We start from the raw sequence: 26,971 nt of genomic DNA, 5'->3' as shown, positions 1-26,971 counted from the left end.
TTCTACGACGCTGCATACGCCACGCCTGAGGCATCAATCTATGCATCCTCGCACGCACAGGCTTGGTTCAAGCTCTCAGCCACACACCTGATAGACAGAATAGGTTTCTATTCCGATCTTCTGCGTCGCCACGACATCCCCTGCGACGCGTTCTATTCAGCTGATCCCGGCACGATCCTTTATGAAGACGACGTTCAAGTTGTTGCCGTTCCCTACGAATACTCATGCGGTTCCGGTAGCTCCGTCGCAATGAATTCCTCGATTCGCTCAAACACCTCGCCCTGAGCCGTCTGCGAAGCCCGCCAATCATCCGGGATCTGCAAAGAATGATCGGCCGCCGGCACCTCCAGGAATGTCCCGCAACGCTCGGACTTCCGTCCGCCGTCCCACAGCTTGTCCAGCGAACCGCCAACAAAGAGGTCCTCTTTGGACGTCGCCGCAATCGTGCTGCGGACAAGGGAATCCGTAAGCAGCGGCGTCAGCCAGATACCCGGCACGTTGTTGTTTTCTGCCCACGGAATGCTCAACGTGCTGAATGACTTGGCAACAATCAGCCTCTGGTGGGCATCCGGAGAGGAAGCGAAGGCGCTTTCGACGGCCCTGGCCATAAATGAGTGCGGGTCAGCATGAGGCGAATCATCGGGAGTCCACCGCACGGCTTGAACGTGCCAACCGAGCGATCCCAGCATTTCCCCGATCCAGAAAAGGACCGGGCCTTCTACTGGATACCCTGACCCCGGTAGCAGCACAGCGACCTTGGTTTTATCCGGCTTTTCTGCAGGGGCTTTGGCCCACGTGAATGACTCCATATGGCAGGCTACTCCGCTGGTGGAACAGAGCTCCAATTCGATGGCTCGCTGCGCATTAGATGGTTGGCAACGTCTAATGCGCAGCGATCCATCGAAATGGGCTGCGGGGTTCGCCAGCGTAGGGTCCCAAGTTCGCCGGGCGGAGCTCCAGGCAAAACCACTCCAGCTGGAACCACGCTCCACCCAGCACCACCTAGATACCCTCGATTCAGCACCTAGGTACCCCTAAATTCCGGCCGAAACGGGCCTGTTCACCACCTAGTTTCGGCTTTCCACCCTGTGGCCCACCAGGCCGCCCATAGTGTCCTTCAAAGAACGAGCCCGCGGTAAAACACGGCGGCCGCTCCAGAAAAACGTGGACAACATTGGGGTTGGGGAATTGAAGCTGAGTCAGCAACAAAGCATTGCCGCCGCTACGGATCAATGGATCACCGGCATTCCAGGACGTATTCCAGGCCATGTCATCTTCGTGGAAAATCCCGAGCATACGGGCTACGCCAAGACCCTCGCCGCTGAAGGCTCCACCATCCTCGTCTGCAATGGCGACAAGGATGACCGCGGTATTGTCCCGGTCAGCGGATCGTTCGACGCCGCCGGTGAAGAGCTCCTGGTGGACGGCACACTCAGCCTCGAGATCCAGGATTACATAGCCATCCCGTTCGTGAACCTGGTGGGCGTAACCGTCGTCAGGATCACCACTAAAGAGGACTGGCAAGCCTTCTTCGACGATGCTGACGAGGCCCGCAGCTCGGGCCACTTCGTCCCGCAACTGACCGAGGTCAACGCGGTGCTGGCGGAACGCGGACTGCTGGCCGGGACCCAGAAGAACAACCTGCTGCTGTCCAGGCTCCACATCACAAGGGACGGATCTGTCCTCAGCGGACCATACGGAACCAGGATCGGCAAGGTGGGTGATCACCTGGCGGATCTCAAGATACGGGCCATCATGCTCCGTCCGGAGTCGGCGGTGGCCGCTGTTTACTACCCGTGGGACATCCAGGATTCATTGGCTGCCAAACCTTGGATACCCCGCTACTTGGCCGCCTTGGACGCGTGGAAGTTCATTCCCCGTGAGGAGCGCCCCACCACCAAGCTGGTGGGATTTGGCACGAGCCTTTACGGTGCAGCACCAAGCGACCACCTTCCGTCACCACAGGCTCCCTTCATCCTCACAAGGGGCCTGGACCACACCCTTTTGGACACCAAGACGGGCCGTCTCTTCAAACTTGGACCGGATGCAGCCGTGATCATCGAGGCCGTCTCCAACCTGCGGGATGTCAAAGCAGCGGCCATCAGGACAGCGCCGCAGCTCAAAGTATCGGTCTCGATCGCTGAGGAATCCGCACGAGCTGTCCTGGCACGCTTTGAGCAGCTTGGCATCGACGTCATTGGTGCGAACCGATGACCGTTGTACCCATCCTCCCCACACCTCGCACACAGTTGCCGCTGTGGGTTCCTCTCACCACCCAGCATGATTTCGCTGCGGACAGCTTTACTGCAGTGAAGGCCGACGGCGTTCACGTCACCTTTGAGGACGGGCGGCGGAGATTGTGTGCCAAGAGCGGACTTTGGAACGCCAACCTGGGCTACGGCAATCAGCACATTGCCGCGAACATCAGTGCGGAACTCCAAGCAGCGTCGTATTTGCCGCTCTTCCGTTCGGCCCATCGCCAAGCCATTGATGCCTCCGCAGCCCTCCTGGGCCTGCCAAAGCACGCCTTTCATCGTGTCGTGTTTTCCACCTCCGGCGGCGCTGCCAACGACGCCGCGATGAAGCTCGCCCGCCAGCACTTCGTCCTCAAAGGACAGCCGGAGCGGAAACTCATTGTCGGCCTCAAAGGCAGCTACCACGGGCTCACATATGGAAGCCAGGCTCTCAGCGGCGACGAACTCGGGCAGGCCATGTACTCAGTGGATCAAAGGAACATCCGCCACATAGCGTTCGACGACGGCAAGGAACTGGCCCAGCTGATGCGGCGTGAAGGCCACAGGATTGCGGCGGTCATTGTGGAACCGGTCCTCGGATCGGGCGCGGAAGCAGTGCCGGACGACTTCCTGGAAGAAGTCATGAAGCACAGAAAGCAGCACGGCTTCCTCCTGGTGGCGGACGAGGTTGCCACCGGATTCGGCCGGGTGGGCGGCTGGTTCGCGTCGGATGACTGGGTGGAGCAGCCGGACGTCATCATCACGTCCAAAGGCCTGACCAACGGCACCAGCGCATGCGCCGCACTGCTCATCGGCCAAAAGGTCACCGAAACCTTTGACATGAACGAGGCCGTCTTTGTCCATGGGGAGACCCAAGCAGGAACCCCGGCAACGTGCGCCGCGATCCTGGGCACTATCGACGAAATGCGGAGGCTCGACTTCAGGACTCTCAACAAAGACGTTTCACGTGGCCTGGACACACTCATCACTGAACTCCAGCGCACCAAGGGCGTGGGCAACTCCTCCGGCCGGGGCTGCATGCGGGGCCTCAAGCTTTTGTCCAACAACGGCTTGCCCCTCTCAGCCGAGGGAGTCCTCGCCGTAGTCAAACGCATCCACCACGCGGGCGCCATCGTGCAGCCCGGACCAGGCCGGATTCAGCTCTTGCCGGCTCTTGTTTACACCGAGGAGAACTTCCAGGAGCTCAGGATTGCGATCAAAGCTGGCCTCACCACAGCACACTTCGACGGAGTGTTCGCATGATCGCGGACCACCTGTGGAAGACGCGCTGCGTGGTGTTGGACGCAGGAATGTCGCCCAAGTACATCGGTGGAATTACCCGCGGCCGGACAGGCCTGGTGGTGGACAAAGCACTGCCGCAGCATCGGGACAAACTCCTGGCCGGTGATCTCAAGGGTGTTCCGGTCCTGGAACTCACGGCCAGACCCGTCGATGTGGGCACCCTGCGCGTCGTGGGTACTTTCATTCGCGAGAACGGACTCCAAACCGTTGTTGGACTGGGAGGCGGGTCGGTTCTGGACGCCGTGAAACTCGCCGCCCTTTTCACAGCTGACCCGAGCCTGCCCATTTTCGCGGAACGGCACGCTAAACGCTCGGGACTCCTGGTCCTGCCTCCAGTCACCACAACCAAGGAACGCCCCAAGACCATTCTTATGCCGTCCACCGTGGGGACCGGCGCGGAAGTCAGCGGCGTAGCGTGCCTGGACACCGCCGTCGGGCGCCGTTTGATCGTCTCCCGCCGTCTGGCGGGTGACACCGCAATGCTCGACGCCGGCCACCTCGCCACCCTGCCGACGGCGCTGGTCTTCGAGGGCCTCCTGGAAGCGTTCCTGCGTGTTGCCGGAACCATGATCGGCAGCACAGCGAACATCTTCGACGACGACGGCTACACCCTCATCCAGCGGATCATTCGGCTGGGGCAACGCCTGCTCAAGGGCGATTCGCTGGAGCTGAGGCTGGCTGCCGGCCGGCTGAGCATGGAGACCCACACCGGCTGGGCGCTGATGGGACGCAATCCTTACGGCGCGAAACATTGGTATGTCGCCAACGAGCTTGCCTACGTCACCGGGGCGCGGAAGATGACGGCGACGGCGTCAGTGATCGGACCTATCTGGCGGGAGATCGCCAGCGGCGGCGCAGCCTGGGGCGACAAAGCCCGGCTCGACGAGCTGTGGTCCGTGGTGAGGGACGTCGAGCCATCGCTTGACCGCAGCCCGGGCGACGGCATCGATGAGCTGATGTGGCGCTGGGGTATCGCCCGGCTCAGCACCATCAGCAAAGACGCGGAAGCACGGACCGCCGACGCAAGCATCCTGAACTGGGGCGGAGCGCTGCCCATGATGCGCGGAATTGACTCCGTTCAGGTGCAGCACGTGCTCGCCGAAGCAGCAGCAACTGTCGAAGCGGCGGCGACAGCCCAAGACTTGCCAAGCCCAGTGGGCCAACTACGAGTGGCAGGAGAGAGGGGGTGAATCACATGAACAGCAGCACAGCACTCAAGCCCTTGGACCTCAGCATCCAGGAACTTGAACCCATGGACGTCCCGGACGACTGGGACGAGCGCATCAAGGGAATCTCAGCAGGCCTGGCGTTGGTGGGGATCGCGGTGGCGATCACCTGATCGATCCAAAGGCTGAAACGCAAAGCCGCAGTACCCCCGAAAGGAGGTGAACACACATGCAGGATCAGCTCAACATCTCCATCCAGGAGATCGAGTCGATGGATACCCCGGACTTCAACAACTGGTTCATCGGAGTCACCCAGGGAGTCGCCATCGGCATCATCGCCGTCAGCATCACCTAAGCCAGCCACGGCCCAAAAACGGCAAGCACCGAACAGACAAACAAAGAAGAGAAAGGAGGAGCCAATGATCGCAACCTCGAACCTCCAGCTGTCCATCGAAGAGCTCGAGAACCTCGACACCCCGGACGATACACCGTGGTACATCCGGGTCGGTGACGTCATCATCATCGCCGGCATCGTCGTCGGCATCGCCGCCACCTAGCCAGTGCACGCGGGTGGTGTTCTGTTCCGTCGCCACCCGCGTGCGCTCCCGGCCCAACCAACTTCCGGAGGACACCAGTTGATGAAAACCGCTCCCGACAAGACTGCCGACGCCATCCTGCGCGTGCTCGGACACCTCGATCCGCCCGAGGATTTATACAGTGTTTCCGGGTCCCGCCTCTACGACCGGATCACCGCCAACGACCTCACCGAACTTCCCGAGATTCTGGCGGCGGCACGCAAAACGTCCGGTCCCATCCTCGAATTGGCTTCAGGTTCGGGGCGAATCACCCGGCCCCTCCTCACGCTGGGACGTCCGCTGACCGCCGTCGACTCTTCACCGGAAATGCTCGCACTACTGCAGGCAAGGGTAGCCAGCCGGGCCTTCAATCCGCGGCAGGTCCACGTGGAGTTGGTGGAGGCGGACATGTCCCGCTTTGAGCTCGACGGCGGGTACGGTTGCGTGGTTCTCGGTGCCAGTTCCATCACCCTCCTGGATGTGTCCGCGCGGCGTGAGCTCTTCCGCAGGGTCCGTGACTGCTTGACGCCGGGCGGCGTATTCCTCCTGACAGTCCTCAACGCTGACAGCCACCAAGCGTCGGACGGCGACACCACCATCTCCGCATTCGGGGAGGACTCATTCCTGATCACCGCCGAAAGCCGTGATCCCGTCAATGGCGCACGGCATGTGACCATGATCCACGTCAGCTTCAACGACGGTGGCACCTACCGGTCCTCCGCCTACGCCAGCGAGGTTGCCTTCGTCAGCAACGACCTCATCGCGGAGGAAATCGTGGGCCAGGGGCTCACTATCCGCGAACGCCGTCCTGTTCGGATCGCGTCCCGTAGTCCACGGCTGAACGACATTGAGCTGTGGGTGTGCGCAGCATGAGCCTCGATCCCGTCCGCACGCTGGACCCATCCTCAGGGCTGGTGTCCGAAGCTTCCGTGTATGTGCCGAACGACGTCGGCTTATGGCGAACCGTGGGGGTGCTCGCGCAAGCGCGGGCGTCCCAACCTGGGTTCGCCTCCGCCGTCGGTGCCTTTGATGTCAACAAACGCGCCTCCCTGACCAGGGGCGCCGGGGAGGCTGTGGAGCGTTTCGCCTTGGTACCCGCTCAGACCGATGACGAGCACCTTCGTGCCCGGCCAGGTAGTGAGGAGCAGCGCCTTGATTTCGTCACGGCCGGGCTGGGTCGAGCGTCGGCGTTGGCGTTCGATTTCCCTTGGTACCGCGCTACTGACCTCCTCACGCAGAAGACGACGTACGTTCCCGCTCCGCTGGTGGATTACGGTCCCGGCCTCGCGGAGCCAAATCCGTGGGACGCGTTCTTTGATCCTTCACCGAATGGTGCTGCTTCCGGGCCGTCCGAGGGTTTCGCCCAGGCTGCAGGGATTGCTGAAGTTCTGGAGCGGGATGCGTTCCTTTCTGGCTGGCACACCAAGACGCCGCTGCACCTGTTCGACGTCGCAGATCTGAAGGACGCGCCAGAAAATCGGAGCCTCCTGGAGCTTCTCGCCATGAGCCGGGCGGCGGGGATCGAGCCCACTCTCGCGTTCGTTCCGCACCTTGGCAGCCCCTTGGAGACAGCGGTTTGCATCATCACCAACCCCTCCGCACCCAAGCCTTTCGGCGCTGTCGGGTTGAAAGCTTCGCCGGACCCGATAGCAGCGCTGCGGGGAGCACTCCAGGAAGGACTGCAGATACGGGAACTCTTCCTTGCCCGCACCCAGGCTGCTGTTCCCGTGCTGGCAGTCACCGACGACGAATCACGCGCCGAGTTCTGGACCACCGAACCCGCCCTCAGTGAGTTGCTTCAGTGGGTCGGCACCTTCTCGCCGAGTCCGCTGCCTGCCTGTCAGCCGGCAGCCAGCGTCGATACCCTGGTAAATCACTTGGAGGGGAGGGACATCCCAACCTTGTGGGTCAGCCTCACCCACCGGCTCCCGCAAGCCATTCGGGACATGGGCTGGGTGGCTGGGAAGGCGATCTGCCCCGGTACGGTCCCCTTGTCGATGGACGAAACCAAAGGTCTGTCCGGTAGGGCCTCTACCCCGCATCCCTTGATATGAACCGCGCAGCAAAAGCCGGAACCACTGTGGAATGGCCGGTCCAACTCGCCCCCACGGCCTCCATCGACGAACCGCTCCAGGAGGGCGGACCGTGGATTGTTGCCGTGAACGGTGTGCCGAAAGCGAGGGTCTCTGCCGACGTCGCCCATGTCCTTAAAGTGGTGGACGGCCAGAAGGATCCGGCGCAGGTGGCCGTCCGCCTGGGATCGCCGTGGACATCCGCGGATGTCATGGGAATTGTGCGTCAGCTCGCTCCCACCGGAATGTTCGACGGCGACGCGCGGCCGGCAGAGGCGCGTCGCGTCCAGTTCCGGGCGCCGCTGACATTGCAGTTCACGCTGTTCAACCCGGCCCCGCTGCTGCAGGCACTTCGGCCGGTGGTCGCCGCGATGATGCGACCTGCTGCAGCCATCCTTGCTCTGTTGTTGCTGCTGGGAGGCTTGATAGGCGCCGCTATAGCGGGACCGCAACTGTGGCGGGTCCTCGCCTCGCCACTTCCCGTTGAGGCGTACTTGTACGTTGTTGGCGCCATGTTCGTGTCCACGCTTTTGCATGAGCTGGGGCACGGGATGGCCCTCAGCTACTTTGGCGGATCACCGCGACGCATCGGGATCATGCTGTTCTACCTGTCGCTCGCGTTCTTCTGCGACGTTACAGACGGGTGGCGGTTGAGCTCACGAAAACAACGAGTACTGGTTGCCCTCGCGGGGCCCTTGGTACACGTTGCGCTTGGCAGTATCGCCTTGACTCTGCAAACCCTTCTTCCTGAGTCGTCCGTGAAGGACGCGGCAGTCCTGTACGGCCTGATCTGCTACGCGGTGGCAGTCCTGAACCTTTTTCCTTTCATCAAACTGGATGGCTACGTCGCGTTGATGTCCGCCGTGGACATCCCCCACCTCCGGAAGAAATCGCTGAACGCGCTGGGCGAGATCGTTAGCTCCCGCGTTCTCGGCTCTCAGACTACCTTCAGGAGCCAAGGCCTCCTGCCGTGGTTCGGGCTCGCTTGCTTCGTCTCCGGGATTGTCTTCATGCTGGTCGGGTTCCAGCGACTCATGCCGATCTTCCTGCAGCTCGGATACCCGGGGCACGTGGTTGTTCTTCTGGTTCTTTGCCTGTTGGTGGGAATGGCGGCCAAAAGTGTGTACCGGTTTTTCAGCACAGCGGCCAGGCGCGGAAGTGCCCTGTGGCGGCGGATCCTCGTTGCGCTGCTGGGGTTTCTGGTCGCTGGCTTGCTCCTGGCCATCATTCCGGTGCGGCCAGTGACGGTAGCCGGGTACACCTATCACGATGGCCAATTGAGCATCGTGGTCCCGCTCGAAGGCTCGGCCTATGCGCTCTCACCGGGGGATCACGTCACCTTGCAATCGCAGGGAATGATCATTCACGAGACCCTGGGGCGGGCCACCGTGGGCGAGCAGCCGCCGTCGAAATCCATGGCACCGCTGGACACACTGGTTCCCGTAGCGCTGGAAGGCGACAGCCTTCCCGTCCTCGCCTTCCCGGCGCGCTTGGAATCAGGGACCAACCTCTCCATCTCAGGACGTGCGGAAGTCACCAGCCAACAGCAATCAAGCCTGGGGGAGTGGCTGTGGGACTCGGTTACGACATCGCCGTTGTGGCCCGCCCATTCCGTCGATGCGTTGAAAGGGCGATCATGACGATTCATGCCAGCTTTGATCATTTCAGCAAGAAACGAGGCTCGAGATTCGCCGTCGAGGACCTGACGTTCGACGTTCGGGCCGGCACTGTCGTGGGCCTGATCGGCCCCAACGGGGCGGGGAAAAGTACTGCGCTCGCTGGCCTGACCGGGCTCTTGGAACCGACCTCCGGCAGGGCGACGGTGTTCGGCTCCGACTACCGGACGCTGCGTCGTCCCGCCACGAAGGTGGGGGTGTACCTGGAGGGGATGGACGTGGAGCCCGGGCTCACCGGACGGCGCCACCTGCAGATCTGCCAACTCGCGGCAGGAGTTGACCGCGAAAGCGTGGACCGCGTCCTCGATCAGGTGGATCTTGTCGCCGACGCCGGCCGGAGGGTCCGGGACTACTCGTTGGGCATGCGGCAACGCCTCGGGATTGCGTCCGCCCTTGTCGGCAGGCCCCAGATCCTTGTCCTCGACGAACCCGCCAACGGGCTGGACCCCGAAGGCATCCAGTGGCTCCGATGGTTCCTGCGCGATTTCGCCGCCGATGGAGGCAGCGCGCTCGTATCCAGCCACCAACTCATGGAACTGGAACAGGTGGCTGACGAGGTGGTCATTCTTAAGCAAAGAACGCTATTCCGCGGGTCCCTGGACGAAGCGAAGGCCATGGGCGGCGGCAGCTTGGAATCCGCGTACTTCACCATTCTCGGGTCGGCGGCCGAATGAACAGCCTGCTCTGCGGCCTCCGTTCGGAACTCCTCAGATACTTCAGCGGCTACTCAGTCCTGGGCATCCTGGCCTTCAGCGGCCTGGTGCCATGGTTCGTTGCCAACTTCCTCGGCTGGCCCCAAAACTCGGATCGGCTCCGGGCCGCGGACAACGTTGGGATCTTCTGGGCCATCGCTGCCAGCATTGCCCCCGTGGCCACGTTTGCCGGGAGTTACTTGGTCACTCGGGAGTCGTACTACGGGACGATTCGACGCAGCGTGGTGACCTCGGGCGCGATGAGCGTGTTCAGGGCCAAATACGTTGCGGCGCTGGCTGTAGGAATTGGTACGGCGCTCGCGGGCATCGTGGTGTGGGGCGGGAGCGCGGTGTTCTCCCTGGCGCCGGCTAGCCGTGAACTGCTGCTGGCGCCCGAATCACTGGGCCCCTTAGGGGCCGTCGTCCTCGCGTCCAGCCTCGGTGCGCTTTGGGGATGCTCCCTCGGTTGGATCATCCAGCACTACTACGCGACGACGATTCTCACCTTGCTCATTCCACTCGCCATTGAGCTGCCCTTGATGGCCAATGCTTCCGAGGTTGCGCGCTGGCTTCCTTCCGGGGCTCTGGCGGGTGTGGTGTCGCTGCCGATGGAAGGTTTACTGGAGCCCGTAGCGGCCTTCCTTATGTCCGTTGCCTGGACGCTCATTGCTGGCGTAGGGGCGCTGTGGGTGGTTCGGAGGAGGGAACTGTAGTGGTCAATCTGGGACCCGCCCTTCTCTCGGACCTCCGGCGGCCATGGTTGTGGAAGGGATCGGCCATCAGCGCCGCGCTGGCTCTGGGACTCACCGGAATGCTGTTTGTGGCGGCCACCCATGACGCCGGGGCGGACACAACAGGGTTGCCTGCGCTCCTCCTGGACGCGGTGACCTCGTTGGTGCTGACCGTCTCCGCGGTGTTCGGGTCGTTCTCGTTCACCTCCGACTACCGGGCGGGCAGCCTTAACTGCAGGGTCTTGCTGTTCCAGCGGAGGCCGGCGTTCCTTGGACGTGCGCTCTCGACGGCGGTGGCCGCCCTCCTTGCTGGGGCCGCTATTGGCTTGGCCTTCGGTTTTGCTTCGGCAGTTCTCAAGGTTGCCGGGACGCTCTCTCCGAGCCTGGTCCTGGCCTTTGCTGGGGCAGCCGCCATGGGCGCTCTCTGGGGCTTCGCCCTCGGTTCCCTCCTCCGCAACCATCTGGTCAGCCTCTTCGCGGTTTCCCTCAGCGTGGCCCTGCCCGGGCTGTTGCCCGACCTCTCAGAACCAGTGACAACGTTCTTCTTCCCCGTGCTGGCCGCCGACTGGGCTCAACAAGCGGCTGTCAACATACCGGCGTCGGGGGCTTTCTGCGGAGCCGCAGGCTGGCTTGTACTGGTGGCAGCGGCAGCATTCACGGTGTTCGTGAAGCGTGACCTGGCCTGAAAAATCACCACATATTAAGGAATGCATTGTGAATCGAAAACCCCTGGTCTGGCTGCTCCTATCGTTGGTGCTGGCGGCCTACGCCGTCTCCATTTTCGTGTCCAACACCCAGCAGGCGTGGTGGTCCACGGTTTCCGGAGTCATCATCGCGGCCGCCGCACTGGTGATGGCGTGGAGATTCAGCCGGGAGCTCAAGAACAACCGCCGTCCTTGAGCCGCGGGCCAGCCTCAAGACCCCTTCGCGGGTTTGACCACCATCGCTGAACCGCCGCCTCGACGAACCGGCTCGGCAGCAGCAGTTGTTGATCCATCCTTGTTGAACTCGATTGCTGTTGCGGCACCGATTTCCGGATCTGATGTGAGGCCGTCACCGGCAGGAACCAGTTGGTGGCCAAGGGACTTCAGCCCGTCGCCATACTTGGCGATGAAGGCTGGTTCGGAAGTCACCGTCGCGCCGTTCCTGGGCGCCGCACGGGGAGCGGCAAGGGCTTCGGATACCGTCATTCCCAGGTCCACCCGGTTCAGAATGGTTTGCAGGACCGTAGTGATGATGGTGGAACCACCGGGGGAGCCGAGGGCCAGGAACGGGTTGCCGTCCTTCAGGATGATCGTGGGTGACATCGACGACCTCGGACGCTTGCCTGGCTCGATCCGGTTCGGGTCAGTGGCCTTATATTCCGTGCTGAAATCGGTCAGTTCGTTGTTGAGCAGGAAACCACGGCCGGGCACAACAATCCCGGAGCCGCCTGTCTGTTCGATCGTCAGCGTGTACTCCACCACGTTGCCCCACTTGTCGGCGACAGTCATGTTGGTCGTCGAAATGTTCTCTGTATCCGTCTCATCGGCGAGCGGCGCCGCAGAAGTCGGGCACACGCCGTCGTACGTTTCTATGTTGCCTGGGGCCACTGGCTTCTTGGCCGCCGTCGGGCCGATTTCGCAGGCACGTTCTTTAGCGAACACGTCACTGAGCAGGGTCTGGGTGGGGACATTGACGAAGCGGGGATCGCCCACGTAGGCGCCACGATCAGCGAAAGCGAGGGAACTGGCCTCGATGTAGTGATGCAGAGCGTCCACCGGCTGCATGTCTTTGAGGTTGTAGTTCTCCAGGATGTTCAGCGCTTCGCCCACTGTGGTGCCGCCGCTGCTCGAGGGGGCCATGCCGTAGACGTCGTACCCCCGGTACTGCACCTTGGTGGCGTCCTGGTTCACCACTTTGTAGTTCGCCAGGTCCTTGGCGGTCATTGAGCCAACCGGGACGGGAAGCGTGGTGTCCGTGGTCTTCGGGGGAGCCTGGACTGTTTTGGCGATTTCCTCGGCAAGAGCGCCGCGATAGAAGGCGTCAGCGCCCTCTTTGGCGAGCAGTTTGTACGTCGCCGCGAGATCGTGGTTCTGGAATACGCTTCCGACGGCGGGAGCGTCGCCACCGGGAAGGAACAGGTCCTGCGTGGAGGTGAAGGCATTGAAGCGGAGCTTGTTATCGAGTGTCTGCTTGCGGAAGGTGTTGTCCACCACGAAACCGCGGGTAGCTACCTTGATGGCCGGTTTCAGGGCATCGCCCAAGTCCATCGTGCCCCAGCGCTTCAGCGCTTGCTCCCATGTTGCGGCAGTGCCGGGAACCCCGACTGAGACACCGCTGGTTACCAGTTCCGGGGTGAAGTTGTAAGGCTTCTTGGTGGCGGGGTCGATGAACGCATCCTTGGTGATGCCGGTCGGGGCAGTTTCACGGCCGTCGATGGTGCCAACCTGCTTGGTCTTGGCGTCGTAGTAGACGAAGTAGCCACCACCGCCAATGCCGGCGCTGTAGGGCTCGGTGACGCCGAGGGTGGCCGCTGCGGCCACGGCCGCGTCGGCCGCGTTGCCACCCTTGCGCAGCACTTCGATGGCCGCCGCCGAGGCTTCAGGATCCACGGTGCTGACAGCCCCGCCGTAGCCCGTGACCGTAGGGTTTTTGTCGGTTTGGCGGGGATCGGCGAAGGCTGGACTGGCCATTGCTCCGCTGGTCACGGTCAGTGCCAAGGCTGCCGTGACAGCAGCCAACTGACGTCTCACATGTGTCATGGTGTCTCCCAGAATTTCCCAGACGATGATGTGGTTGGACGGTCCGGTCACCCTACCCCGGGGTTTTGCGGGGGACAACGGTTGCCTTGGCGCGGCGTTGGGAGTATGCGGGCGAGTGCGAATCGAGAATTCCACCATGGTTGCGACACACTTGGGGGTGTGGCGGACAGGTACAGGGTATGAGCTACCCATCGAGAGCCGCTGACAGCCAACGGGCCTTTCGGTTTCTATATGAGTCCGCATACGCCGACCTCCTGAAATTCGTTCAACGCCGAACAGATCCGGCGAATGCCGAGGATGTCGTGGCCGAGACATTTCTGATCGTTTGGCGGCGGTTCCAGGAAGTACCGGGGAACCAGGATGACGCCCGGGCATGGATCTTTGGAATCGCACGCAATCTGTTGCTGAATGCCCGTCGCAGTGAACAGCGTCAGCAGGCCCTCGGGGTCCGTCTGGCTGAAGCGTCGATGGAATCGCAATCGGATTCCCACGCTGACCTCGTCAGCAGCCGGGTTGATCTAAGCAGGGCTTGGGCGCTCCTTTCAGAGGTCCATCAGGAAACACTCGGCCTTTCTGTATTTGAAAACCTGGCCGCGCCCCAAGCAGCTCTTGTCGTCGGAATCTCCCCAGTGGCTTTCCGATTGCGCCTCACCCGAGCCCGACGAGCTTTGCGGCTCCTGCTGGAACATTCCCCGCAGAACGCTCATGCCACGCCTACCACGACGCTTTCAGAACAGGCATCGACACCATGAAAAACAACCAGCACATTGCAGAGCTCCTCTTGTCCATGGATGCAGCTGAGCAGAGCCCGGCTCCGGATCCGGATCGACGCGAGAAAGACCTTCGTCAAGTTCTTGAAACGAACCCCAGCGTTTCTGCTTTGCCGGCGGTCCCACGTTTCGGCCGTCGTTGGAAAACCGCGGCCCTGGCTGGCTCTACGGTCGCAGCAACCGCCGCACTCATGTTTGTTTCGGCACTTTCCGGGGGAGACCCCGCCTTTGCAACGTGGACTGCCGCGCCCGGTCAGCTCAGTGGCACCGAACGGGACAACGCAGTTTCCGACTGCCTCCGATCACGCGAAAGCGTCGGCGGCGGTATGTATGCGGACGATCTGGCCGCGGCCGACGTCGCGATCGCCGAGCGACGAGGTGCCTGGACAACAGTGGTCCTTACGGCATCTGACGGTTTTGAAGCAATCTGCACCACAGATGCCTCGGCTCCATGGTTCAACAGGGGATCATTCGGATCCATAGGAAAACCATTCCCTGGCGAATCCCTATCGGCCCGTGGCGTCAGGGCCACAGAACTGGGGACAGGTGTCATCTCCAACAAGCCCCTGTCCATGGCCGCTGGTCGAGTAGGCGCAGATGTCACTGCGATCGTGTTCACCAGCGCCGCTGGAAAACGGATCGAAGCAACGGTGTCCAAAGGTCTGTTCGCGTTTTGGCTGCCCGGTGCCGAGATAACAAACTCTTCCGATCAGCGGGTCCCAATCGAGGTGACTTTCATCGATAACTCGAAGGAAATCCTCTATCTCAGTCTCTGACTGGCTACACTCATTTGACGCTTACGAAACGGGGGAATTGTGAGTTCATCAACAACGCAAGTACCGCTTTCCAGCCAAACAGTGGGCCCTTCTCAGCGTTCTCAAGTACATACCGACTTCCGTACAGCAGTGGATCAACTGACTGTGCAGTGAGTGTCGATCCCAGATGCTCAGCGCCGGTGGGCGACTCGTCGGCGGATTTCCAGACCGACGCTGAGCGGCCAGGTTTAGGAAGCGGAGTTTGAGAGGTAGCTCTTCACGCTGGCACGCAGGGCTTCCCACCAGATCGTCATGTTCTGCAAATGGCTTGGATCATCCGGGTAATAACTTGTATCCGGTAAGGGATCCTCGTTCGCACGCACACTGGAAGACAGCCGGGGTTGGCATCCGCATGAAGGGAAACGAAGGCAATACAGTTTCACTCATGGCAATTTGGGACCTGGCCGACGAGCTGAACCATCCGCTGGACTTTCTCCTGATCCAAAACGGCTTCATCACTCTGTTCCATCAGCAAGCCGTCCTAGACGAAGCGCTGTCGTGGCTACGGACCCACCGCTACAAAGTCATTCAGGTCGACGCTGCTTCCTGGTGGTCTCAGGCTGACGTTCACAAAGACGTTGCACAGGCCCTAGATTTCCCCGATTACTTCGGCTCGAACCTGGAAGCTCTCAACGATTGCCTCAGCGACGTGGCCGTTCAAGCTTATGGATGGACGGTAGCGGATACCGGGCTAATTCTCGTGATTGACGAGTTTGAAACCTTCGAAGCCAAGGACCCGGTCGCAGCCCATCGTCTCTTAGAAATCTTCGCGAGGCAGGCAACTTATGCCGCTCTATTCGGCCACCGCATGATGTGTCTGGTTCGAACCGGAGACCCACGTCTGGAGCTCCCTCCGGTCGGTGGCCGTTCTGTTTCCTGGAATCATCTTGAATTTCTCAGCGAGAGATGAGGGATTCTTTACCGGACATGGCGTGGCGGCTCGATAGGAGTCCACTTCATTTCTTCGATTGCGCCACATGTGATCAGATCGAACCTGCCCGAGATGCGTATGCCCGGTAAGTGCGTGTCCTGCCCCTAGTTTGGTGAGGGCGGTTGCCTGTTCGAGCCAGGCCAGGTCCGGGAGGACCACCGCTCTACGGGAGAGATCGGGGACTCCGCCCAACTCCAGGCGCCCGTATGCCGATCCCTGAGCGGACGGAGGCTGTCAGTCGAATCTGACGAAGGCTCTGATCGATCCTCCTTGGAATTCATCGGCCTGGGTGTAACCGAGCGCTTCGTAGAACGCCTTCTGCTTCGGCTCAGCGTCGGTGATCAGTACTTTCTGGCGTACATGCGGGTAATCTCCGAGTGCCCGTTCAGCGAGGGCTCGTCCTATGCCTTTTCCTTGATGCGACGGCCGAACAAGAATGTCCTGGTGGTAGCAAATCGAAGCATCATCAGAAATGACACGCGCGAGACCAATCAATCTCTGGCCATCAAGAGCGGCGACGAGGGTCGAAGATCCTTCCAGCGCTCGTACGAGATTGCCGGGGTCCTTCGTGTAGGCAACCCATTCCACCGCACGGTATAGCTCAATGACCTCACGGAGGGGCAGGTCTTTAGCCTTCACTACTTTGATAGTGGTCATGCTCTATCCAAACACGCAGCATATTTTTTTCATTAGAGGCCGGCTTCGAGCAGGGTGCCCGTAAGCCGATCCTTTACCGGACACCCCGTCGTTGGAGTCCAGATGTCGTCTATGGCTGGAGTTTCGAGGCGCAAAGCATTGAAGCCGGTAGAGTGCGCTTCATGACATGGGGGGATGCAAAAGCCACTAGCGCCCGCCGCCCGTGGACCGTCGCCGGGGTGTGCGTCATGGTCGTCTCGATAGCGCTGCTGCTGTTTCGGGTGACCCAAGTGCCGCCGGTACAGCTGCTACCCGGCTATGTGGTGGCCTATCTGGTGATCGGGGCTTGCATCTTCGGGCCAACAGGAAAGGTGTCGTTGCGGCAGGCCGGTGCGTTTCTGGTGCCCGGCCTCCTGCTCGCTGTCCTAGCGCTTCTGAACTTGGGGTTCTGGGCCGGCGGTTGGCTGCTCGGGCTTCCGGCCTGGGGCCTGCTGCTGAGTCAATGGACTCCGGAGAACCCGCTGAGGATTGGCCTGCTGCTGGAGTTCCTCGGCCTGCTGGTGCTTGGTCTGGCGATCTTCACGTTCAATGCGATCTACCCGATCCCCAGTCTGGGCCTGTTCCTATTGCCGGTGATTCCCGTGGCCCGGCTGGCCTACCCGGAGTACCGGGCCAGACCGCTGCAGGCTGCCGTGGAACTTGTCCTGGGCATAGCCACGGTTGTGATCGCCTTAGCGATCCCCATTCCGGAGGGGTCATGGTCCTCTCCCTGGACACTCGCAGGCGGGGGCGCCACCGTCGGACTCTTGATCGCGTACTGGGCCCTGCGCATTCCTAAGCGATCAAGGCGGCTGCAGCTGAACGACACTGCCATCCTCTAGTTATTGCGCGCTATGCTCGGCAGCGTCCGGTAAAGGCTCCCTTACCGGGCGCTTCGGACTTCATTTAAGACTTTTTCGGGTTCGGTGAAACCATTTGGGCTTTGCCGGACACTATTGGGCATGGGGAACAACGGAGACAGCGAAGAGGGGTTGTGGCGCCAGAGTCTTCTGGGCCAGGGGGATGCCTTTGGTGCCCTGTACGACAGGCACCGGGACAGGGTCTTTCGCCATGCGTACCGGCTCTGCGGGAATCACCACGACGCTGAGGACATTATGGCTGCCTCCTTCCTTGAACTCTGGCGGAGGCGAAAGCAGGTCCGGGTCGTGGAAGGATCGATCCTTCCGTGGTTGCTGGTAACGACCACGAACATGGCACGGAACAGCGCCCGGACGGCATTGCGCTACCAACGCCTCCTGAAAGCCCTTCCCCGAACCGAGGACATCAGCGACCCAACAGCAGATTCTTACCGCTCTTTCCAGGATGCTCTGGACCAAGACCTTGCACGGGCTCTGGCCACACTGACGGCCGAGGACCTGCACCTGGTCACGTTGGTCGTTTTTGAGGACCACACCATCGTTGCAGCCGCCGCTGTTCTTGATCTGACCCCTGCAGCAGCTAAATCACGGTTCCACCGGGCCCGGCAGCGGCTCAGAGCAGCCCTCGACGGTGATGCATCACCAAACCCGCCAACTGCTCCAACCCCGGTACTGGAAGGAGGACGGCCATGAACCAGCTACACGTCGATGACCAATTCAGTGACGCCCTGCGGGCAGAACTTGTTTTCCAGGTCAAGAAGGAAACGCCGACAGCGAAGCGGAGGCGTACGAGGGTGTGGATTGGTACCGGTGTTTTGGCCGGTGCGGGATTGCTTAGCATTGGTGCGGCGGCGGCAGCACTCTTCGTCGTCCCTGGGGGCGAAAAGGTGACCCCGCTGGCCTCGCCTGTCACCACAACCTACGCCGGGACCGCAACCGTTGAGCTGGGCACGCCCCCCGAGGGGACCACCGGGATTCAAATGGAACTTAGGTGCCTGACCCCTGGCTGGTTTGAGTTTCCCGACGGTGCGTCGAGCAGCTGCTCGGAGCAGGATGCGGCCAGCGACAGGCTGGGCTGGAGCGGCTACACCATCCCCCTCGCCCCCGGCCAGGACAGTGTAACGATCAAGGCTGGCCCCGAGGCCCGATGGCAGCTCACGGCCAAGTACGTGAAGCAGGAACGCACACCCTTGGGTGTCAATGCCAATGGCGAAACCTACGGCGTCGAAAGCCAGGAGAACGGAACCCCCGACCTGATCGCCGTGATCGCCACCAACGGGCAGTCCGGTTACGCCTACGCAACTGAGCTGTACGGCGGTCCCGAGCCCTCCAGCCCGGAAGACGCCGTCAAGAACTTCAGCACCTCGCGCCCTCCGCACGAGATCCCCGTCTTCCAAAGCGACGGTGAAACCCAAGTCGGTGTCTTTATGGCCTCCGGCTCTGGCGGAGGAATGCCCGGCTACCCCACGCGAAGTGCCCCGCCAGGGTGAACCGACCAGTCGCTCGTCTTCACTTACTGAACGGCTTCATGTCACTCCCGCCGAGTACGCCATCCGTGAGTGCAGGTACGAAAGCGCCCTTCCGCCGATCAGCCTAGAACCAACCAGCAGGCCATAGAAGCGCCCGAATGCCGATCCTTTACCGGGCGGAGATTGGCCGGTTGGTCCTAAGCGGCCCATCCACCCCGCCTGGGTGAGTTCTAAGAAGCTCGGGACTCAGGTAATCGACGCCCCATAACCGAAAGGCTGGGGACACGAGCAAGTGTCCCCAGCCTCCTCAAGGACTACAACATGAACCTAGCCCGATCTATCATTGACGCAGTCAACAGCTACTGGGCTGAGGAAGTGCAGATTCTCGGTTCCTGGGAAGACGCTCCAGCTGTTGTTTGCGTCGTGTACCGCCGAACGATCGACCCGGATGTAACGCTTGGATGCCGGCTTCAGTTTCATGAGAACCCTGCAGACGGCACTGGCACCGTGTTGGGCTTCGCGCGCGACGCTGCAGTCAACTTGGCAGAGCCGATAGGTATCCAGGCATCAAGAACACGTCAGGATCAATACGGAATCGTTTGGGTGGCCATCCCCTCAGACCGCTCTACGCCCGAGCCTCCGGCTAGCGTCATCCGTCTGCTCGCAGCCTCCTAGTCCTCTCCTTCCCGGGCAGCGGAACGCCCGTATGCCGATCCTTCAGCGGGCGCAGTCGACAAGAGAAGCGGCAGCTCAAGGAAGGTATGACAGGGAAAAGCGTTTCGATGGTGCCATACTCGGGTTCACACCGTCGAAGGAGCCAACGTGCCAGAAGTAGTTGCTTATGAATCTCGTCCGACTCAAACGGCTTATGGCTGGGGGCTGCACCACGTTCAGTTGGCCCTCCCCAAGGGTGGCGAGGACGACTGCAGGAAGTTTTACGTGGGCGTTCTAGGCCTCACGGAAGTGCAGAAACCACCGGTGCTGGCGGCCCGGGGCGGACTTTGGGTTCGAGCCGACAATCTTGAAATCCATTTGGGTGCCGAGGAGGACTTCAAACCCCAAAGGAAGGCTCATCCAGGGATTCTGGTGGGCGACATAGATGCTTTAGCCCGCCGAGTCGAAAGTTCCGGTCTCACTGTGGAATGGGACGAGAACTTCCCAGGCATGAGGCGGTTCTACCTTTGGGACAACAACGGCAACCGGCTTGAGTTCCTATCTCCCGAGGAATCCAACTAGCAAATACTCCTGGCTACCGGAACGCCCCCTCAATTACCCGTTTACCCGAGGCGCTGGCGTCCGGTTGGGGGCTAGACAACCTCGGTTAGATCGTCACGGGAGAAGTGCTTCGATCTCTTCGATGACGATGTTGCTCGAGCTCTTCCGACGTATGAGCTGATGGACGATGGGGGTCAGCACCAGCACGGCGCCGAGCACGCGCGTTGCCACCAGCGCACGGTCGTCTTTGACGGTGTAGTCGCCGGGGAGTCCGAGCAATGCTGCCAACAGTTGTCCGTCGACGTTCACGCGGATGTCGGAAAACGCGGCCTTGACGCCGAGAGCGATGAACGCGATCAGGACGAACCCGTACAGCCCAACGATGAGCTTCCCATGACCACTCTTGCCACCGCTTGTGATCAGCTTCACCGCGCCGCGGACGAAGAGTTCGAAGGGGACGAGGACCAACGCGGCGAGGATAACCCCAGCGAGACCTGCACAATACGCCAGCATCGTGAATAGAGGGACGGCGCCGAAGACGCCCCCGATCTCCGGAAGAAAGAAGGCCGGCGACACAAGCCAGGGAATCATCGCCAAGACGGTAGCTGCGGGAAGAATCCAGATGAACAGCCACCGCGTTCGTTTGTCTCGGTTCGCGTATTCGTAGCGAACGGCGACAAGAGCCGCTGAAGCGACGCTCGCCATCGCGCCGAAAAAGGCGACGGTCGCATCGATAAGACCTTGGGTCCCATCGAGAGGGACGAGCAGGAAGAAGGCGAGGGTTACAGCGAGGGAGACTCCAAGAAGACACGAGTCGAACATCCGGCTGCCTGGGCGCTTGTTCACAGTGCTGAGCCTACCGTGTCAGTCGGAGGACGGCGCGGAGCGGGCACGCAGCCCTAACGAGCGCAAAACGATCCTTCACCGGACGATGGTTCTGCGTGGGCTCGCACGCGATGCCCGACTGATGCATGTCACGGTCGCGCCTCTCCGAAGTGCTTGTGGGCATTGGCATGTGCGGCGTTTGGGGAGCCATATGCTTGGATGACGTTGTGCCGATTCTTCCGAAGACCGATGATTCACTGCTGATTCGTACTGCTTTTGAAGGCGAAGAGGCTTGGAGCAGGGCCATGTTGACGGCCATATCACCGGATGACGCCGGGTTCCGTGCTTACGTTCAGGTCGTTGACGACAGGGGCTGGGACGGAGTCTGTTGGGAAGATCTCCGCAAAGCGGTGACTGCCACGGGACGCCAAGCCTCTGTTCTCTTTGTTGTCGATGAAGCGGCACTGGATCCTGGGTACCCCATCTTGGTCGTCGATCTGGTGGGCGATAAAGAGACTTTCCGCTGCATCGCCAGTGAAGTCGGCAACGTCGAAAACAACTTGAACATCGCCAATATGGACTGGGAAGACTTCGCAGGGCGAGCTGACGACGACGGAGTTTTCAGGGGTTTTCCTGAGAGGCTCAGCAGAATAGACATCCACTTCCAGCAGCACCGGTAGGGGATCGGCAAACGGGCGCTCCTTTGGATTACCCGACGCCGTGAGAAACGCTCTTCGTTTTGGGATGCCGGCCCATGGGTCGGGCTAGGGTGGAGCGGATCGTAGTAGGAAGGGGCTGTTGTGGCATATGTTCCGGCGTCCATGAGCGGGGCTCAGAGATTCGAGGGTTACTGGCTTCTAGACGTGAGTGGGCAACTCATCCTGCAACTCGTCCTGGATTTCCAGGTAACTCTGGTTCTCGAACATTTCAGAATCACCATCGAGGAGAGCTTCGTTATTGAACACCCCGATGGCAGTTCATACGTAGTCGAACCGGGCGGCGGTTTCGACCAGCTCAGTCCCGTTCTGCCGCTCTCACGGTCCAAGGTGGTTGCTGAGGCAAGAGCCTTCGACGACGGACGGCTTGAAATTGTCATCCAGGACGGCTTCCGGCTTAGTGTGGTGCCGGAACCCAAGTCGGCGTACGAAGCGTGGAACGTCACTGGTCCAGACGGCCTACTGATCGTATCCACGCCCGGAGGTGAGCTAGCCCTTTGGGGCAGCCCGTAGAGGGATCCCTCATCGGACACGGGGAATGCATGCCCACGGGAGCGCTCTCACGGATGCGTCCATCGGGTAGTCTCAGCTGGTGACTGACTACCGGCAACATCCCAGCGTCGTGGCACATTGGCGCGATGGTTCACTCCAGCCGCTTCCGGAAGCTCAGGAAGCGGAAGAGACCATATGGTTTGCGGTGCCCCCTGAACCTGACACGGAGCAGATGTGGGAGGGTCTTCGGGGTCGCTTGGAAAAGGATGGCACAGCTACTGTCCTGGCCGTCCCCGCGTATCTTTATGACGTGAACTTTGGCGACCGGGTTAACGTGATGCGATCAGCTGAGAATGCGCTCGTTGTCACCGGAGTGGAGCGCGACTCTCTCAACTTCACATTCAGAGTCCTGCTGAAATCGGACGACCCCAACGCCTGGCAGCCCCTGGCGTCTGAACTGGCCGAGCAAGGTTGCCTCATCGATTTCATCTCTCCGCGGTTCTTCGCCATATCTTGCGGCGAGCCCCAGGCGCAGGAAGTCGCCGACAGATTGTTCGCATTGGAACGCGATGGCGTCCTTCATTATGAGACCGGCCGAACACAACAGTTGAGGTAGGCAGCCGACGAAATGGGTGTCCGGCGAAGGATCCTTTACCAGGCACTTACCTGCTCGAATGTTCGCGCCTACCCTGACGTGACTGGTTTAGGGTCCTTTGGCTGAGCCGCTAGGCGCTGTTCAAGGCGAGTGCGCACGTGGGGCCATTCCTCGCGCAGTATGGAATAGATGGCCGTGTCGCGCCAGCTGCCGTCAGCACGTCGTTGGACGTGTCTGAGCACGCCCTCCGGTTGTGCACCTATTCGCTCTATGGCCGCCCGTGAACGAATGTTGAGTACATCGGCCTGTAGGCGGACGCGCTCAAAACCGTGGGTGAATGCAGCGTTCAGCAGGAGCTGTTTGGCGTCCGCGTTCACTCCGCTTCCCCAGAAGTGGGGTGAATATGCGGTCCACCCAATGTGCGCAGACTCATTTTCCAGGTCAAAGTCCCCCAGGGTGGTGGTGCCAATGACCCGGTCGTCCTCAGAGCGAAGGCATACGGCGTACACATTGCATTGCTGCCATGGCAGCCACTGGCGGAGGAACTCTGACCACTGCTCGAAGTCGTCACGGTAAGCCCCCATACCGCCGCCCCAGCCGCCGGCGAAAATCTCGGGTCGCCCGATAGCCGTGAACAAGGCTGGCAGGTCCTTCTCTTCCAAGGCGCGAAGAAGTACGACGGTCCCTTCAAAACGGGCCAGAGGGTCAGGTCGGCAAGCAGTCATGCCATAAATCATGTCAGGCCGGATAGCGGCACTCTAACCTCAATGCCTTGTCGGCACGATTGGTCTCGATCTCCCCAGGGTCGGTCTTGTTCACCCGCCCGTTAGCCGGTGGCTCTGCGGACGCTTCAAATGCCCTATATAGGATCGGCTTACGGGCAGTGGTTCGGGTAGATCTCAACCTTGGTTCTTACCGCAATTTGCTTCATTCCGTAAGGAATCGACTGATGGGTCTCGTGACGGTTTCTCGTGGATAATCAGCGCATGCTTATTCGAGACGCCAAGGACTGCTTAGAGCAACTGCTCGCGGATGTAGAGACTGGTGAGCGCAACGAGACTCCGAACCCTGATGCCGTGCTGAAAGTCTTCCAGACGTTCGCGGCCATCCCAGCGGACGACTGCGCTCCTATGGACGAAGATGGTGACGGCGTTTTGGCCCAGTTCGGAACTTATGGCCTGCGAGGCACACAGGAATTTAGTGTGGACCTCACCCGTCAATTCATTGAGGCTGGCGATGATGGGCTGATATGGCAGTTGTCATGCACGCTCTACTGGGATCCGACACCGAATACGACGGCCCTTGGCAACGGCAGCCTTTGGTCCTTCGATTCTGAATTCGGAGACTTCTTTAGGAACGCAGCCCTACTACCCGGATGGAAGTGGGCGCTAGGCACAAGCCAGGTACCCACTTCACTGGACATTAAGCTCGAGGAAGCTTGAAACAAGAGGTGCGCGGTAGAGGATCCTTTACCGGACGGGCCCCATGGACCCGACCGAAGACCTAAGCCACAGCGTCGCATTCCATTCTTCGGCAAAGTCCCTTCAGTTACACCAAGGGACTTGCTTGCATCCAGGTGACGCAAGCAAGTCCCTTTAGGAAGCTACCTTCCCTTCAGCATGAAGGGCTCACATGGGCGGTTCTCTGTCTATTGGAGCTTGTACGTAACCTTGCCGATCTCGCCTGATCCCAGGCCCTTGGTCGCTACAAGATCTACATCTGTGGTGAGATCGTCAAGCTCGTAGGCGATGGCGTTTTCGACTGTTCCGCCCTTCTTGACTTTCTCAGTTTGGCTGCTCAGGAATCTGTCATCAGGCAAAGAACCTACATCGAGTTTGTTTTCGGCGTTCGGGTTGTTGTCTTGGTACGCCGTGATAGAGAATATAAAGTTCATCGGGCTGACTTCTTTGTCGCCGTTGTTTGTCACTTTGTACCAGAAAGCAATGACAGGCTTCTTGCCATACTCGTTGCCTTTTTCGCCCACCTGGAGGACCTTGTGGTCAGTGATCTCGATCTTCAAATCAGGCGTGGTGAGCACTCCAGACTCAAAGGTTGAGTCAGCTTTGGACGCTGATGGTGTTGAGCTTGCTTGGGTTGAGCTACTCGCATTGGTGCTGCCACCATTAGCCGACGTTGTCCCGCAACCGCCGACCAAGACCGCAACGGACACACATAAAATACTTACCAGCGACCGCTTCATAAATTCCCCTTTGTCCTTGCCTGAATACAGGCTCATGTCTACAAACAAGAACTTTATCAAGGTCGGGGTTAGTTACGCCGTGGCCAAATATTATTACGCACCGTACCAACAAGAGCTCCGGATTTATGTGACTTTCGTTAAACGCAGACCACTATTCAGCGGAGTCAAAATTGTGCTTGGGGTTAGCGCCTAGACCACTTGCACGCACAACCCTTCCTGACCCGTTGAGATACACATCGACTGTTACCAGGTCGCCGTCACGACACGTGAGTTCAGAACTTACTGATTCTCCGTCGTCGTAGGTCTCCCAAGGGGATGTGATTCTGCAGTTTTCTATTGCACGCATGACGGCCTTCGCGTTGAAGAGCACGTCTTATGCGATGTACTCAAAGGCTGTCCCATCGCCGCCAGCAGCTAACGCTGCGATCAGGATTCCTGCAGCTTTCGCTTCCGCGGCGGTCGCTGAGCGGTTGCCTTTCTCCAAAGACTTCAGTTCGTCTTCAACTTCCTTGTTGATGTATTTCTCAGCTCCCGTTGGCCGGGCTGAGTTCGATGCCGTCAGCCACACGTATCCCGCCGCTACAACCAGTACGAGCAGGAACCCGATCAACACACGCGTCGGTGTGTCCATTGCCTTTCGACGCGGATTCTTCGGACCGAACCATGTCACGTCGCTCATTGACACTTGCCGCGGCTCTGGTGCTGGATTCCGGTGTGGCGGTTGTCTAGGAGGAATAGGGTGGCCCGTGGAGACGTCGAGAACACGCACACCTGACAACTGCGTTAACGGCAAGGTTTGTAACCATTGATTCCCGTCCCAGTAGCTTGCTACGTCAGGGCGAGCACGATCCCGGTACCAGGCTGCAGTGTTCACTCTCTACCCGTTTCTCAAAGCCCGGAGGATTCAGCCGGGCGATAAATGTTGTATTTGATACTGTCATGGCCCGAGGAGCCAATCCGCCTCATGAATGTGAGTGTCAACTTAGACCCTTGTCGTCCGCCCGTTAGCCGGTCCTCCACCGGCCGCCGTTCAGGCTCGCTCGGCGCGGTTGGCACTCCCTGCGTTCCAGGGGCTTCCTGATTCCCGTAAGACCTGCCCGCAAAACTGCCCGGTGAGGGTGCGCCCTAAACGCTACACATCCGCCCTGCAAGTAGCGGGGGACCTTCACACGGCCCGTGGACCATGAAAGTTCACAGCACTCCTGTTGCGAAGATCAGTGGAAACGGCCCCTTGTGCTGCAAGGATTCTGTGCCGCATGCCGCCCCAAACCTTAAAAAGCGCTGCTGCTCAAACAACCAGCCGCAGCGGCCGCTGTCCCAGCTGAACCGTGATCTCCTGCCCCCAGGACGCCGTCAGCCGGTCGTCCTCCATCCCATCCCCGAACACCACCAACTGATCGGATGCCACGGTGATCCGGAGGACCTCGCCGGCTTCCAGTACGCCTTCGGTGAGCGAAGCACCCGTAACCGGGGACGGCCACGCTTCCCGCACGAACCAGGCAAGCCGTGGATCAGTGGGCGCCGGCAAGGCACGTCCGCCGCGCTCCAAAGCGATCGATGCGCACCAGCCCGTGGCGCCCGTGCCGGTGGAGACAATAAGGCCCGACGACGACTGCCGCTCCGTCTGTCCTCCTGCTTGGGTGAAACTGGGTACGGAAAGGGAGTACTTCGCTGACTGATGCGAGGCGTGCCCGACGAAAACTTCATTGAGCGCCGAAAGCTGCTGACCGTCGTCGAGCGTTGCTGTCACGGTGGTGAGGTCCTGGCAGCGCAGCCGCCCCGGGTCTCCGATGCGCAGCAGCGCGGCGGCGGCGGCCGGTGTGTGGCGGACCAGGACGCCGGGGTTGGCGCCGGGTTCAGGATCGACGCCGATGACCGGCTGGCCATTCAGGTATTTGGCCACGTTGGCCACCAATCCGTCCTGCCCCACCACGGCGATGATGTCCTCGGCGGTCAGCAGGAACCGGCTGAGGTCGGCGCGTTCCACTTCGGCTTGGCGCCAATCCGACGGTACGGAAGCCCTGATAGTTGCCAGGGCGTTGGCTAGACGGTCGTGCCGGTCCTGTACGTCCTGGATGCTGCGGCCCCGGGTGCTGAGGAAGAACTCCGCCTGCCCGCGGGTGGCGTGCCGGTCCAGGAGCTCCTGCAGTTCGGTTCGCCTGTGGACAATGACGATACGCGGGGTTGCCATGGTGGGT

General features: G+C 60.7%; 32 protein-coding genes. 24 read left to right on the top strand and 8 right to left on the bottom strand.

Annotated features, from left to right (window positions below):
• Positions 1 to 212: 212 nt before the first annotated feature.
• Positions 213 to 809: a hypothetical protein gene (locus tag ACNQOP_RS12670; protein ID WP_416404664.1), complete on the bottom strand. Its 597-nt coding sequence runs from the start codon at positions 807 to 809 to the stop codon at positions 213 to 215.
• A 355-nt stretch (positions 810 to 1,164) separates the two neighbouring features.
• Here ACNQOP_RS12670 and mpaB point away from each other — a divergent pair, with 355 nt between their 5' ends.
• The 13 genes from mpaB to ACNQOP_RS12605 all read left to right on the top strand — a co-directional run bounded on the left by mpaB (position 1,165) and on the right by ACNQOP_RS12605 (position 11,348).
• Complete coding sequence (gene mpaB, locus ACNQOP_RS12665; protein WP_416404663.1) at positions 1,165 to 2,214, top strand: daptide biosynthesis RiPP recognition protein; 1,050 nt, start codon at positions 1,165 to 1,167, stop codon at positions 2,212 to 2,214.
• Entirely contained in the window at positions 2,211 to 3,497 is a 1,287-nt protein-coding gene (gene mpaD / locus ACNQOP_RS12660) for a daptide-type RiPP biosynthesis aminotransferase (RefSeq protein WP_416404662.1), read from the top strand. The genes mpaB and mpaD overlap by 4 nt, the downstream gene beginning before the upstream one ends.
• A complete protein-coding gene (mpaC, locus tag ACNQOP_RS12655; protein WP_416404661.1) occupies positions 3,494 to 4,726 on the top strand; it encodes a daptide-type RiPP biosynthesis dehydogenase in 1,233 nt (410 codons plus the stop codon). The genes mpaD and mpaC overlap by 4 nt, the downstream gene beginning before the upstream one ends.
• 5 nt (positions 4,727 to 4,731) lie before the next feature.
• Entirely contained in the window at positions 4,732 to 4,875 is a 144-nt protein-coding gene (locus ACNQOP_RS12650) for a daptide-type RiPP (protein WP_235517646.1), read from the top strand.
• Between the two features lie 56 nt (positions 4,876 to 4,931).
• Positions 4,932 to 5,057 (top strand): daptide-type RiPP, encoded by a 126-nt coding sequence (locus tag ACNQOP_RS12645; protein ID WP_255773712.1) that lies wholly within the window; start codon positions 4,932 to 4,934, stop codon positions 5,055 to 5,057.
• Positions 5,058 to 5,121: 64 nt separating this feature from the next.
• Positions 5,122 to 5,259: a daptide-type RiPP gene (locus ACNQOP_RS12640; protein WP_211713282.1), complete on the top strand. Its 138-nt coding sequence runs from the start codon at positions 5,122 to 5,124 to the stop codon at positions 5,257 to 5,259.
• 81 nt (positions 5,260 to 5,340) lie between these two features.
• Complete coding sequence (gene mpaM, locus ACNQOP_RS12635) at positions 5,341 to 6,150, top strand: daptide-type RiPP biosynthesis methyltransferase (RefSeq protein ID WP_416404660.1); 810 nt, start codon at positions 5,341 to 5,343, stop codon at positions 6,148 to 6,150.
• Positions 6,147 to 7,331: a YcaO-like family protein gene (locus ACNQOP_RS12630; RefSeq protein ID WP_416404659.1), complete on the top strand. Its 1,185-nt coding sequence runs from the start codon at positions 6,147 to 6,149 to the stop codon at positions 7,329 to 7,331. Before mpaM ends, ACNQOP_RS12630 begins: the two co-directional genes overlap by 4 nt.
• Positions 7,328 to 8,989, top strand: a complete 1,662-nt coding sequence (mpaP, locus tag ACNQOP_RS12625) for a daptide biosynthesis intramembrane metalloprotease (RefSeq protein WP_416404658.1) — start codon at positions 7,328 to 7,330, stop codon at positions 8,987 to 8,989. The genes ACNQOP_RS12630 and mpaP overlap by 4 nt, the downstream gene beginning before the upstream one ends.
• The gene (locus ACNQOP_RS12620; RefSeq protein WP_416404657.1) at positions 8,986 to 9,699 is read left to right on the top strand and encodes an ABC transporter ATP-binding protein; all 714 of its coding nucleotides are present in this window, start codon (positions 8,986 to 8,988) and stop codon (positions 9,697 to 9,699) included. Before mpaP ends, ACNQOP_RS12620 begins: the two co-directional genes overlap by 4 nt.
• Complete coding sequence (locus ACNQOP_RS12615) at positions 9,696 to 10,430, top strand: hypothetical protein (protein WP_416404656.1); 735 nt, start codon at positions 9,696 to 9,698, stop codon at positions 10,428 to 10,430. The genes ACNQOP_RS12620 and ACNQOP_RS12615 overlap by 4 nt, the downstream gene beginning before the upstream one ends.
• Entirely contained in the window at positions 10,430 to 11,134 is a 705-nt protein-coding gene (locus ACNQOP_RS12610; protein ID WP_416404655.1) for a hypothetical protein, read from the top strand. Before ACNQOP_RS12615 ends, ACNQOP_RS12610 begins: the two co-directional genes overlap by 1 nt.
• A gap of 28 nt (positions 11,135 to 11,162) precedes the next feature.
• A complete protein-coding gene (locus ACNQOP_RS12605) occupies positions 11,163 to 11,348 on the top strand; it encodes a hypothetical protein (RefSeq protein WP_349471479.1) in 186 nt (61 codons plus the stop codon).
• A gap of 14 nt (positions 11,349 to 11,362) precedes the next feature.
• Here the strand turns inward: ACNQOP_RS12605 and ggt are convergent, their stop codons facing one another.
• Positions 11,363 to 13,192 (bottom strand): gamma-glutamyltransferase, encoded by a 1,830-nt coding sequence (ggt, locus tag ACNQOP_RS12600; RefSeq protein WP_284987749.1) that lies wholly within the window; start codon positions 13,190 to 13,192, stop codon positions 11,363 to 11,365.
• A 179-nt stretch (positions 13,193 to 13,371) separates the two neighbouring features.
• Here ggt and ACNQOP_RS12595 point away from each other — a divergent pair, with 179 nt between their 5' ends.
• From ACNQOP_RS12595 to ACNQOP_RS12585, 3 genes are all read left to right on the top strand, one after another.
• Positions 13,372 to 13,944 carry an RNA polymerase sigma factor gene (locus tag ACNQOP_RS12595; RefSeq protein ID WP_416404654.1) on the top strand — a complete coding sequence of 191 codons (573 nt, stop codon included), beginning with the start codon at positions 13,372 to 13,374 and terminating at the stop codon, positions 13,942 to 13,944.
• Positions 13,941 to 14,738 (top strand): hypothetical protein, encoded by a 798-nt coding sequence (locus tag ACNQOP_RS12590; protein ID WP_416404653.1) that lies wholly within the window; start codon positions 13,941 to 13,943, stop codon positions 14,736 to 14,738. The genes ACNQOP_RS12595 and ACNQOP_RS12590 overlap by 4 nt, the downstream gene beginning before the upstream one ends.
• 424 nt (positions 14,739 to 15,162) lie before the next feature.
• Complete coding sequence (locus ACNQOP_RS12585) at positions 15,163 to 15,687, top strand: barstar family protein (protein WP_416404652.1); 525 nt, start codon at positions 15,163 to 15,165, stop codon at positions 15,685 to 15,687.
• Positions 15,688 to 15,942: 255 nt separating this feature from the next.
• Here the strand turns inward: ACNQOP_RS12585 and ACNQOP_RS12580 are convergent, their stop codons facing one another.
• Positions 15,943 to 16,365, bottom strand: a complete 423-nt coding sequence (locus tag ACNQOP_RS12580) for a GNAT family N-acetyltransferase (RefSeq protein ID WP_416404651.1) — start codon at positions 16,363 to 16,365, stop codon at positions 15,943 to 15,945.
• A 161-nt stretch (positions 16,366 to 16,526) separates the two neighbouring features.
• Here ACNQOP_RS12580 and ACNQOP_RS12575 point away from each other — a divergent pair, with 161 nt between their 5' ends.
• From ACNQOP_RS12575 to ACNQOP_RS12560, 4 genes are all read left to right on the top strand, one after another.
• Positions 16,527 to 17,225 (top strand): hypothetical protein, encoded by a 699-nt coding sequence (locus ACNQOP_RS12575; protein WP_416404650.1) that lies wholly within the window; start codon positions 16,527 to 16,529, stop codon positions 17,223 to 17,225.
• Between the two features lie 120 nt (positions 17,226 to 17,345).
• The gene (locus ACNQOP_RS12570; protein WP_416404649.1) at positions 17,346 to 17,954 is read left to right on the top strand and encodes an RNA polymerase sigma factor; all 609 of its coding nucleotides are present in this window, start codon (positions 17,346 to 17,348) and stop codon (positions 17,952 to 17,954) included.
• Positions 17,951 to 18,751 (top strand): peptidase M56 family protein, encoded by an 801-nt coding sequence (locus ACNQOP_RS12565; protein ID WP_416404648.1) that lies wholly within the window; start codon positions 17,951 to 17,953, stop codon positions 18,749 to 18,751. The genes ACNQOP_RS12570 and ACNQOP_RS12565 overlap by 4 nt, the downstream gene beginning before the upstream one ends.
• Positions 18,752 to 19,552: 801 nt before the next feature.
• The gene (locus ACNQOP_RS12560; RefSeq protein ID WP_416404647.1) at positions 19,553 to 19,966 is read left to right on the top strand and encodes a glyoxalase; all 414 of its coding nucleotides are present in this window, start codon (positions 19,553 to 19,555) and stop codon (positions 19,964 to 19,966) included.
• A gap of 93 nt (positions 19,967 to 20,059) precedes the next feature.
• Here the strand turns inward: ACNQOP_RS12560 and ACNQOP_RS12555 are convergent, their stop codons facing one another.
• Entirely contained in the window at positions 20,060 to 20,791 is a 732-nt protein-coding gene (locus ACNQOP_RS12555) for a hypothetical protein (RefSeq protein ID WP_416404646.1), read from the bottom strand.
• 194 nt (positions 20,792 to 20,985) lie between these two features.
• On the opposite strand from ACNQOP_RS12555, the gene ACNQOP_RS12550 reads away from it, so the two are divergent.
• From ACNQOP_RS12550 to ACNQOP_RS12540, 3 genes are all read left to right on the top strand, one after another.
• Entirely contained in the window at positions 20,986 to 21,450 is a 465-nt protein-coding gene (locus tag ACNQOP_RS12550) for a DUF6924 domain-containing protein (protein WP_416404645.1), read from the top strand.
• A gap of 183 nt (positions 21,451 to 21,633) precedes the next feature.
• The gene (locus tag ACNQOP_RS12545) at positions 21,634 to 21,999 is read left to right on the top strand and encodes a DUF6188 family protein (RefSeq protein ID WP_416404644.1); all 366 of its coding nucleotides are present in this window, start codon (positions 21,634 to 21,636) and stop codon (positions 21,997 to 21,999) included.
• Positions 22,000 to 22,078: 79 nt separating this feature from the next.
• Positions 22,079 to 22,594, top strand: coding sequence for a DUF4265 domain-containing protein (locus ACNQOP_RS12540; RefSeq protein WP_416404643.1), 516 nt, complete (start codon positions 22,079 to 22,081; stop codon positions 22,592 to 22,594).
• Between the two features lie 68 nt (positions 22,595 to 22,662).
• Here the strand turns inward: ACNQOP_RS12540 and ACNQOP_RS12535 are convergent, their stop codons facing one another.
• Positions 22,663 to 23,298 (bottom strand): GNAT family N-acetyltransferase, encoded by a 636-nt coding sequence (locus ACNQOP_RS12535; RefSeq protein ID WP_416404642.1) that lies wholly within the window; start codon positions 23,296 to 23,298, stop codon positions 22,663 to 22,665.
• A 261-nt stretch (positions 23,299 to 23,559) separates the two neighbouring features.
• On the opposite strand from ACNQOP_RS12535, the gene ACNQOP_RS12530 reads away from it, so the two are divergent.
• Positions 23,560 to 24,015, top strand: a complete 456-nt coding sequence (locus ACNQOP_RS12530) for a hypothetical protein (RefSeq protein WP_416404641.1) — start codon at positions 23,560 to 23,562, stop codon at positions 24,013 to 24,015.
• 206 nt (positions 24,016 to 24,221) lie between these two features.
• Here ACNQOP_RS12530 and ACNQOP_RS12525 read toward each other — a convergent pair whose 3' ends face one another.
• The 3 genes from ACNQOP_RS12525 to ACNQOP_RS12515 form a co-directional block, all read right to left on the bottom strand.
• Positions 24,222 to 24,809, bottom strand: a complete 588-nt coding sequence (locus tag ACNQOP_RS12525; RefSeq protein ID WP_416404640.1) for a DUF5067 domain-containing protein — start codon at positions 24,807 to 24,809, stop codon at positions 24,222 to 24,224.
• 337 nt (positions 24,810 to 25,146) lie between these two features.
• Positions 25,147 to 25,452, bottom strand: a complete 306-nt coding sequence (locus ACNQOP_RS12520) for a hypothetical protein (protein ID WP_416404639.1) — start codon at positions 25,450 to 25,452, stop codon at positions 25,147 to 25,149.
• Positions 25,453 to 26,061: 609 nt separating this feature from the next.
• Positions 26,062 to 26,964, bottom strand: coding sequence for a hypothetical protein (locus tag ACNQOP_RS12515; protein WP_416404638.1), 903 nt, complete (start codon positions 26,962 to 26,964; stop codon positions 26,062 to 26,064).
• Positions 26,965 to 26,971 lie beyond the last annotated feature (7 nt).

It is taken from the genome of Arthrobacter sp. LFS091, assembly GCF_047977885.1.
In the GTDB taxonomy this organism is placed as follows: Bacteria; Actinomycetota; Actinomycetes; order Actinomycetales; family Micrococcaceae; genus Arthrobacter.
Note: the sequence above shows the minus strand (reverse complement) of the source record. Positions and strands in the feature narration are given on the sequence as shown.

Coding starts and splice junctions, on each gene's coding strand:
- mpaC (WP_416404661.1), top strand. CDS start 3,494: ATGATCGCGGACCACCTGTGGAAGACGCGCTGCGTGGTGTTGGACGCA.
- ACNQOP_RS12585 (WP_416404652.1), top strand. CDS start 15,163: ATGGCAATTTGGGACCTGGCCGACGAGCTGAACCATCCGCTGGACTTT.
- mpaP (WP_416404658.1), top strand. CDS start 7,328: ATGAACCGCGCAGCAAAAGCCGGAACCACTGTGGAATGGCCGGTCCAA.
- ACNQOP_RS12535 (WP_416404642.1), bottom strand. CDS start 23,298: ATGACTGCTTGCCGACCTGACCCTCTGGCCCGTTTTGAAGGGACCGTC.
- ACNQOP_RS12530 (WP_416404641.1), top strand. CDS start 23,560: ATGCTTATTCGAGACGCCAAGGACTGCTTAGAGCAACTGCTCGCGGAT.
- mpaD (WP_416404662.1), top strand. CDS start 2,211: ATGACCGTTGTACCCATCCTCCCCACACCTCGCACACAGTTGCCGCTG.
- ACNQOP_RS12650 (WP_235517646.1), top strand. CDS start 4,732: ATGAACAGCAGCACAGCACTCAAGCCCTTGGACCTCAGCATCCAGGAA.
- ACNQOP_RS12620 (WP_416404657.1), top strand. CDS start 8,986: ATGACGATTCATGCCAGCTTTGATCATTTCAGCAAGAAACGAGGCTCG.
- ACNQOP_RS12515 (WP_416404638.1), bottom strand. CDS start 26,964: ATGGCAACCCCGCGTATCGTCATTGTCCACAGGCGAACCGAACTGCAG.
- ACNQOP_RS12595 (WP_416404654.1), top strand. CDS start 13,372: ATGAGCTACCCATCGAGAGCCGCTGACAGCCAACGGGCCTTTCGGTTT.
- ACNQOP_RS12565 (WP_416404648.1), top strand. CDS start 17,951: ATGAACCAGCTACACGTCGATGACCAATTCAGTGACGCCCTGCGGGCA.
- ACNQOP_RS12520 (WP_416404639.1), bottom strand. CDS start 25,452: ATGAGCGACGTGACATGGTTCGGTCCGAAGAATCCGCGTCGAAAGGCA.
- ACNQOP_RS12575 (WP_416404650.1), top strand. CDS start 16,527: ATGACATGGGGGGATGCAAAAGCCACTAGCGCCCGCCGCCCGTGGACC.
- ACNQOP_RS12640 (WP_211713282.1), top strand. CDS start 5,122: ATGATCGCAACCTCGAACCTCCAGCTGTCCATCGAAGAGCTCGAGAAC.
- ggt (WP_284987749.1), bottom strand. CDS start 13,192: ATGACACATGTGAGACGTCAGTTGGCTGCTGTCACGGCAGCCTTGGCA.
- ACNQOP_RS12525 (WP_416404640.1), bottom strand. CDS start 24,809: ATGAGCCTGTATTCAGGCAAGGACAAAGGGGAATTTATGAAGCGGTCG.
- ACNQOP_RS12580 (WP_416404651.1), bottom strand. CDS start 16,365: ATGACCACTATCAAAGTAGTGAAGGCTAAAGACCTGCCCCTCCGTGAG.
- ACNQOP_RS12645 (WP_255773712.1), top strand. CDS start 4,932: ATGCAGGATCAGCTCAACATCTCCATCCAGGAGATCGAGTCGATGGAT.
- ACNQOP_RS12590 (WP_416404653.1), top strand. CDS start 13,941: ATGAAAAACAACCAGCACATTGCAGAGCTCCTCTTGTCCATGGATGCA.
- ACNQOP_RS12570 (WP_416404649.1), top strand. CDS start 17,346: ATGGGGAACAACGGAGACAGCGAAGAGGGGTTGTGGCGCCAGAGTCTT.
- ACNQOP_RS12630 (WP_416404659.1), top strand. CDS start 6,147: ATGAGCCTCGATCCCGTCCGCACGCTGGACCCATCCTCAGGGCTGGTG.
- ACNQOP_RS12615 (WP_416404656.1), top strand. CDS start 9,696: ATGAACAGCCTGCTCTGCGGCCTCCGTTCGGAACTCCTCAGATACTTC.
- mpaM (WP_416404660.1), top strand. CDS start 5,341: ATGAAAACCGCTCCCGACAAGACTGCCGACGCCATCCTGCGCGTGCTC.
- ACNQOP_RS12670 (WP_416404664.1), bottom strand. CDS start 809: ATGGAGTCATTCACGTGGGCCAAAGCCCCTGCAGAAAAGCCGGATAAA.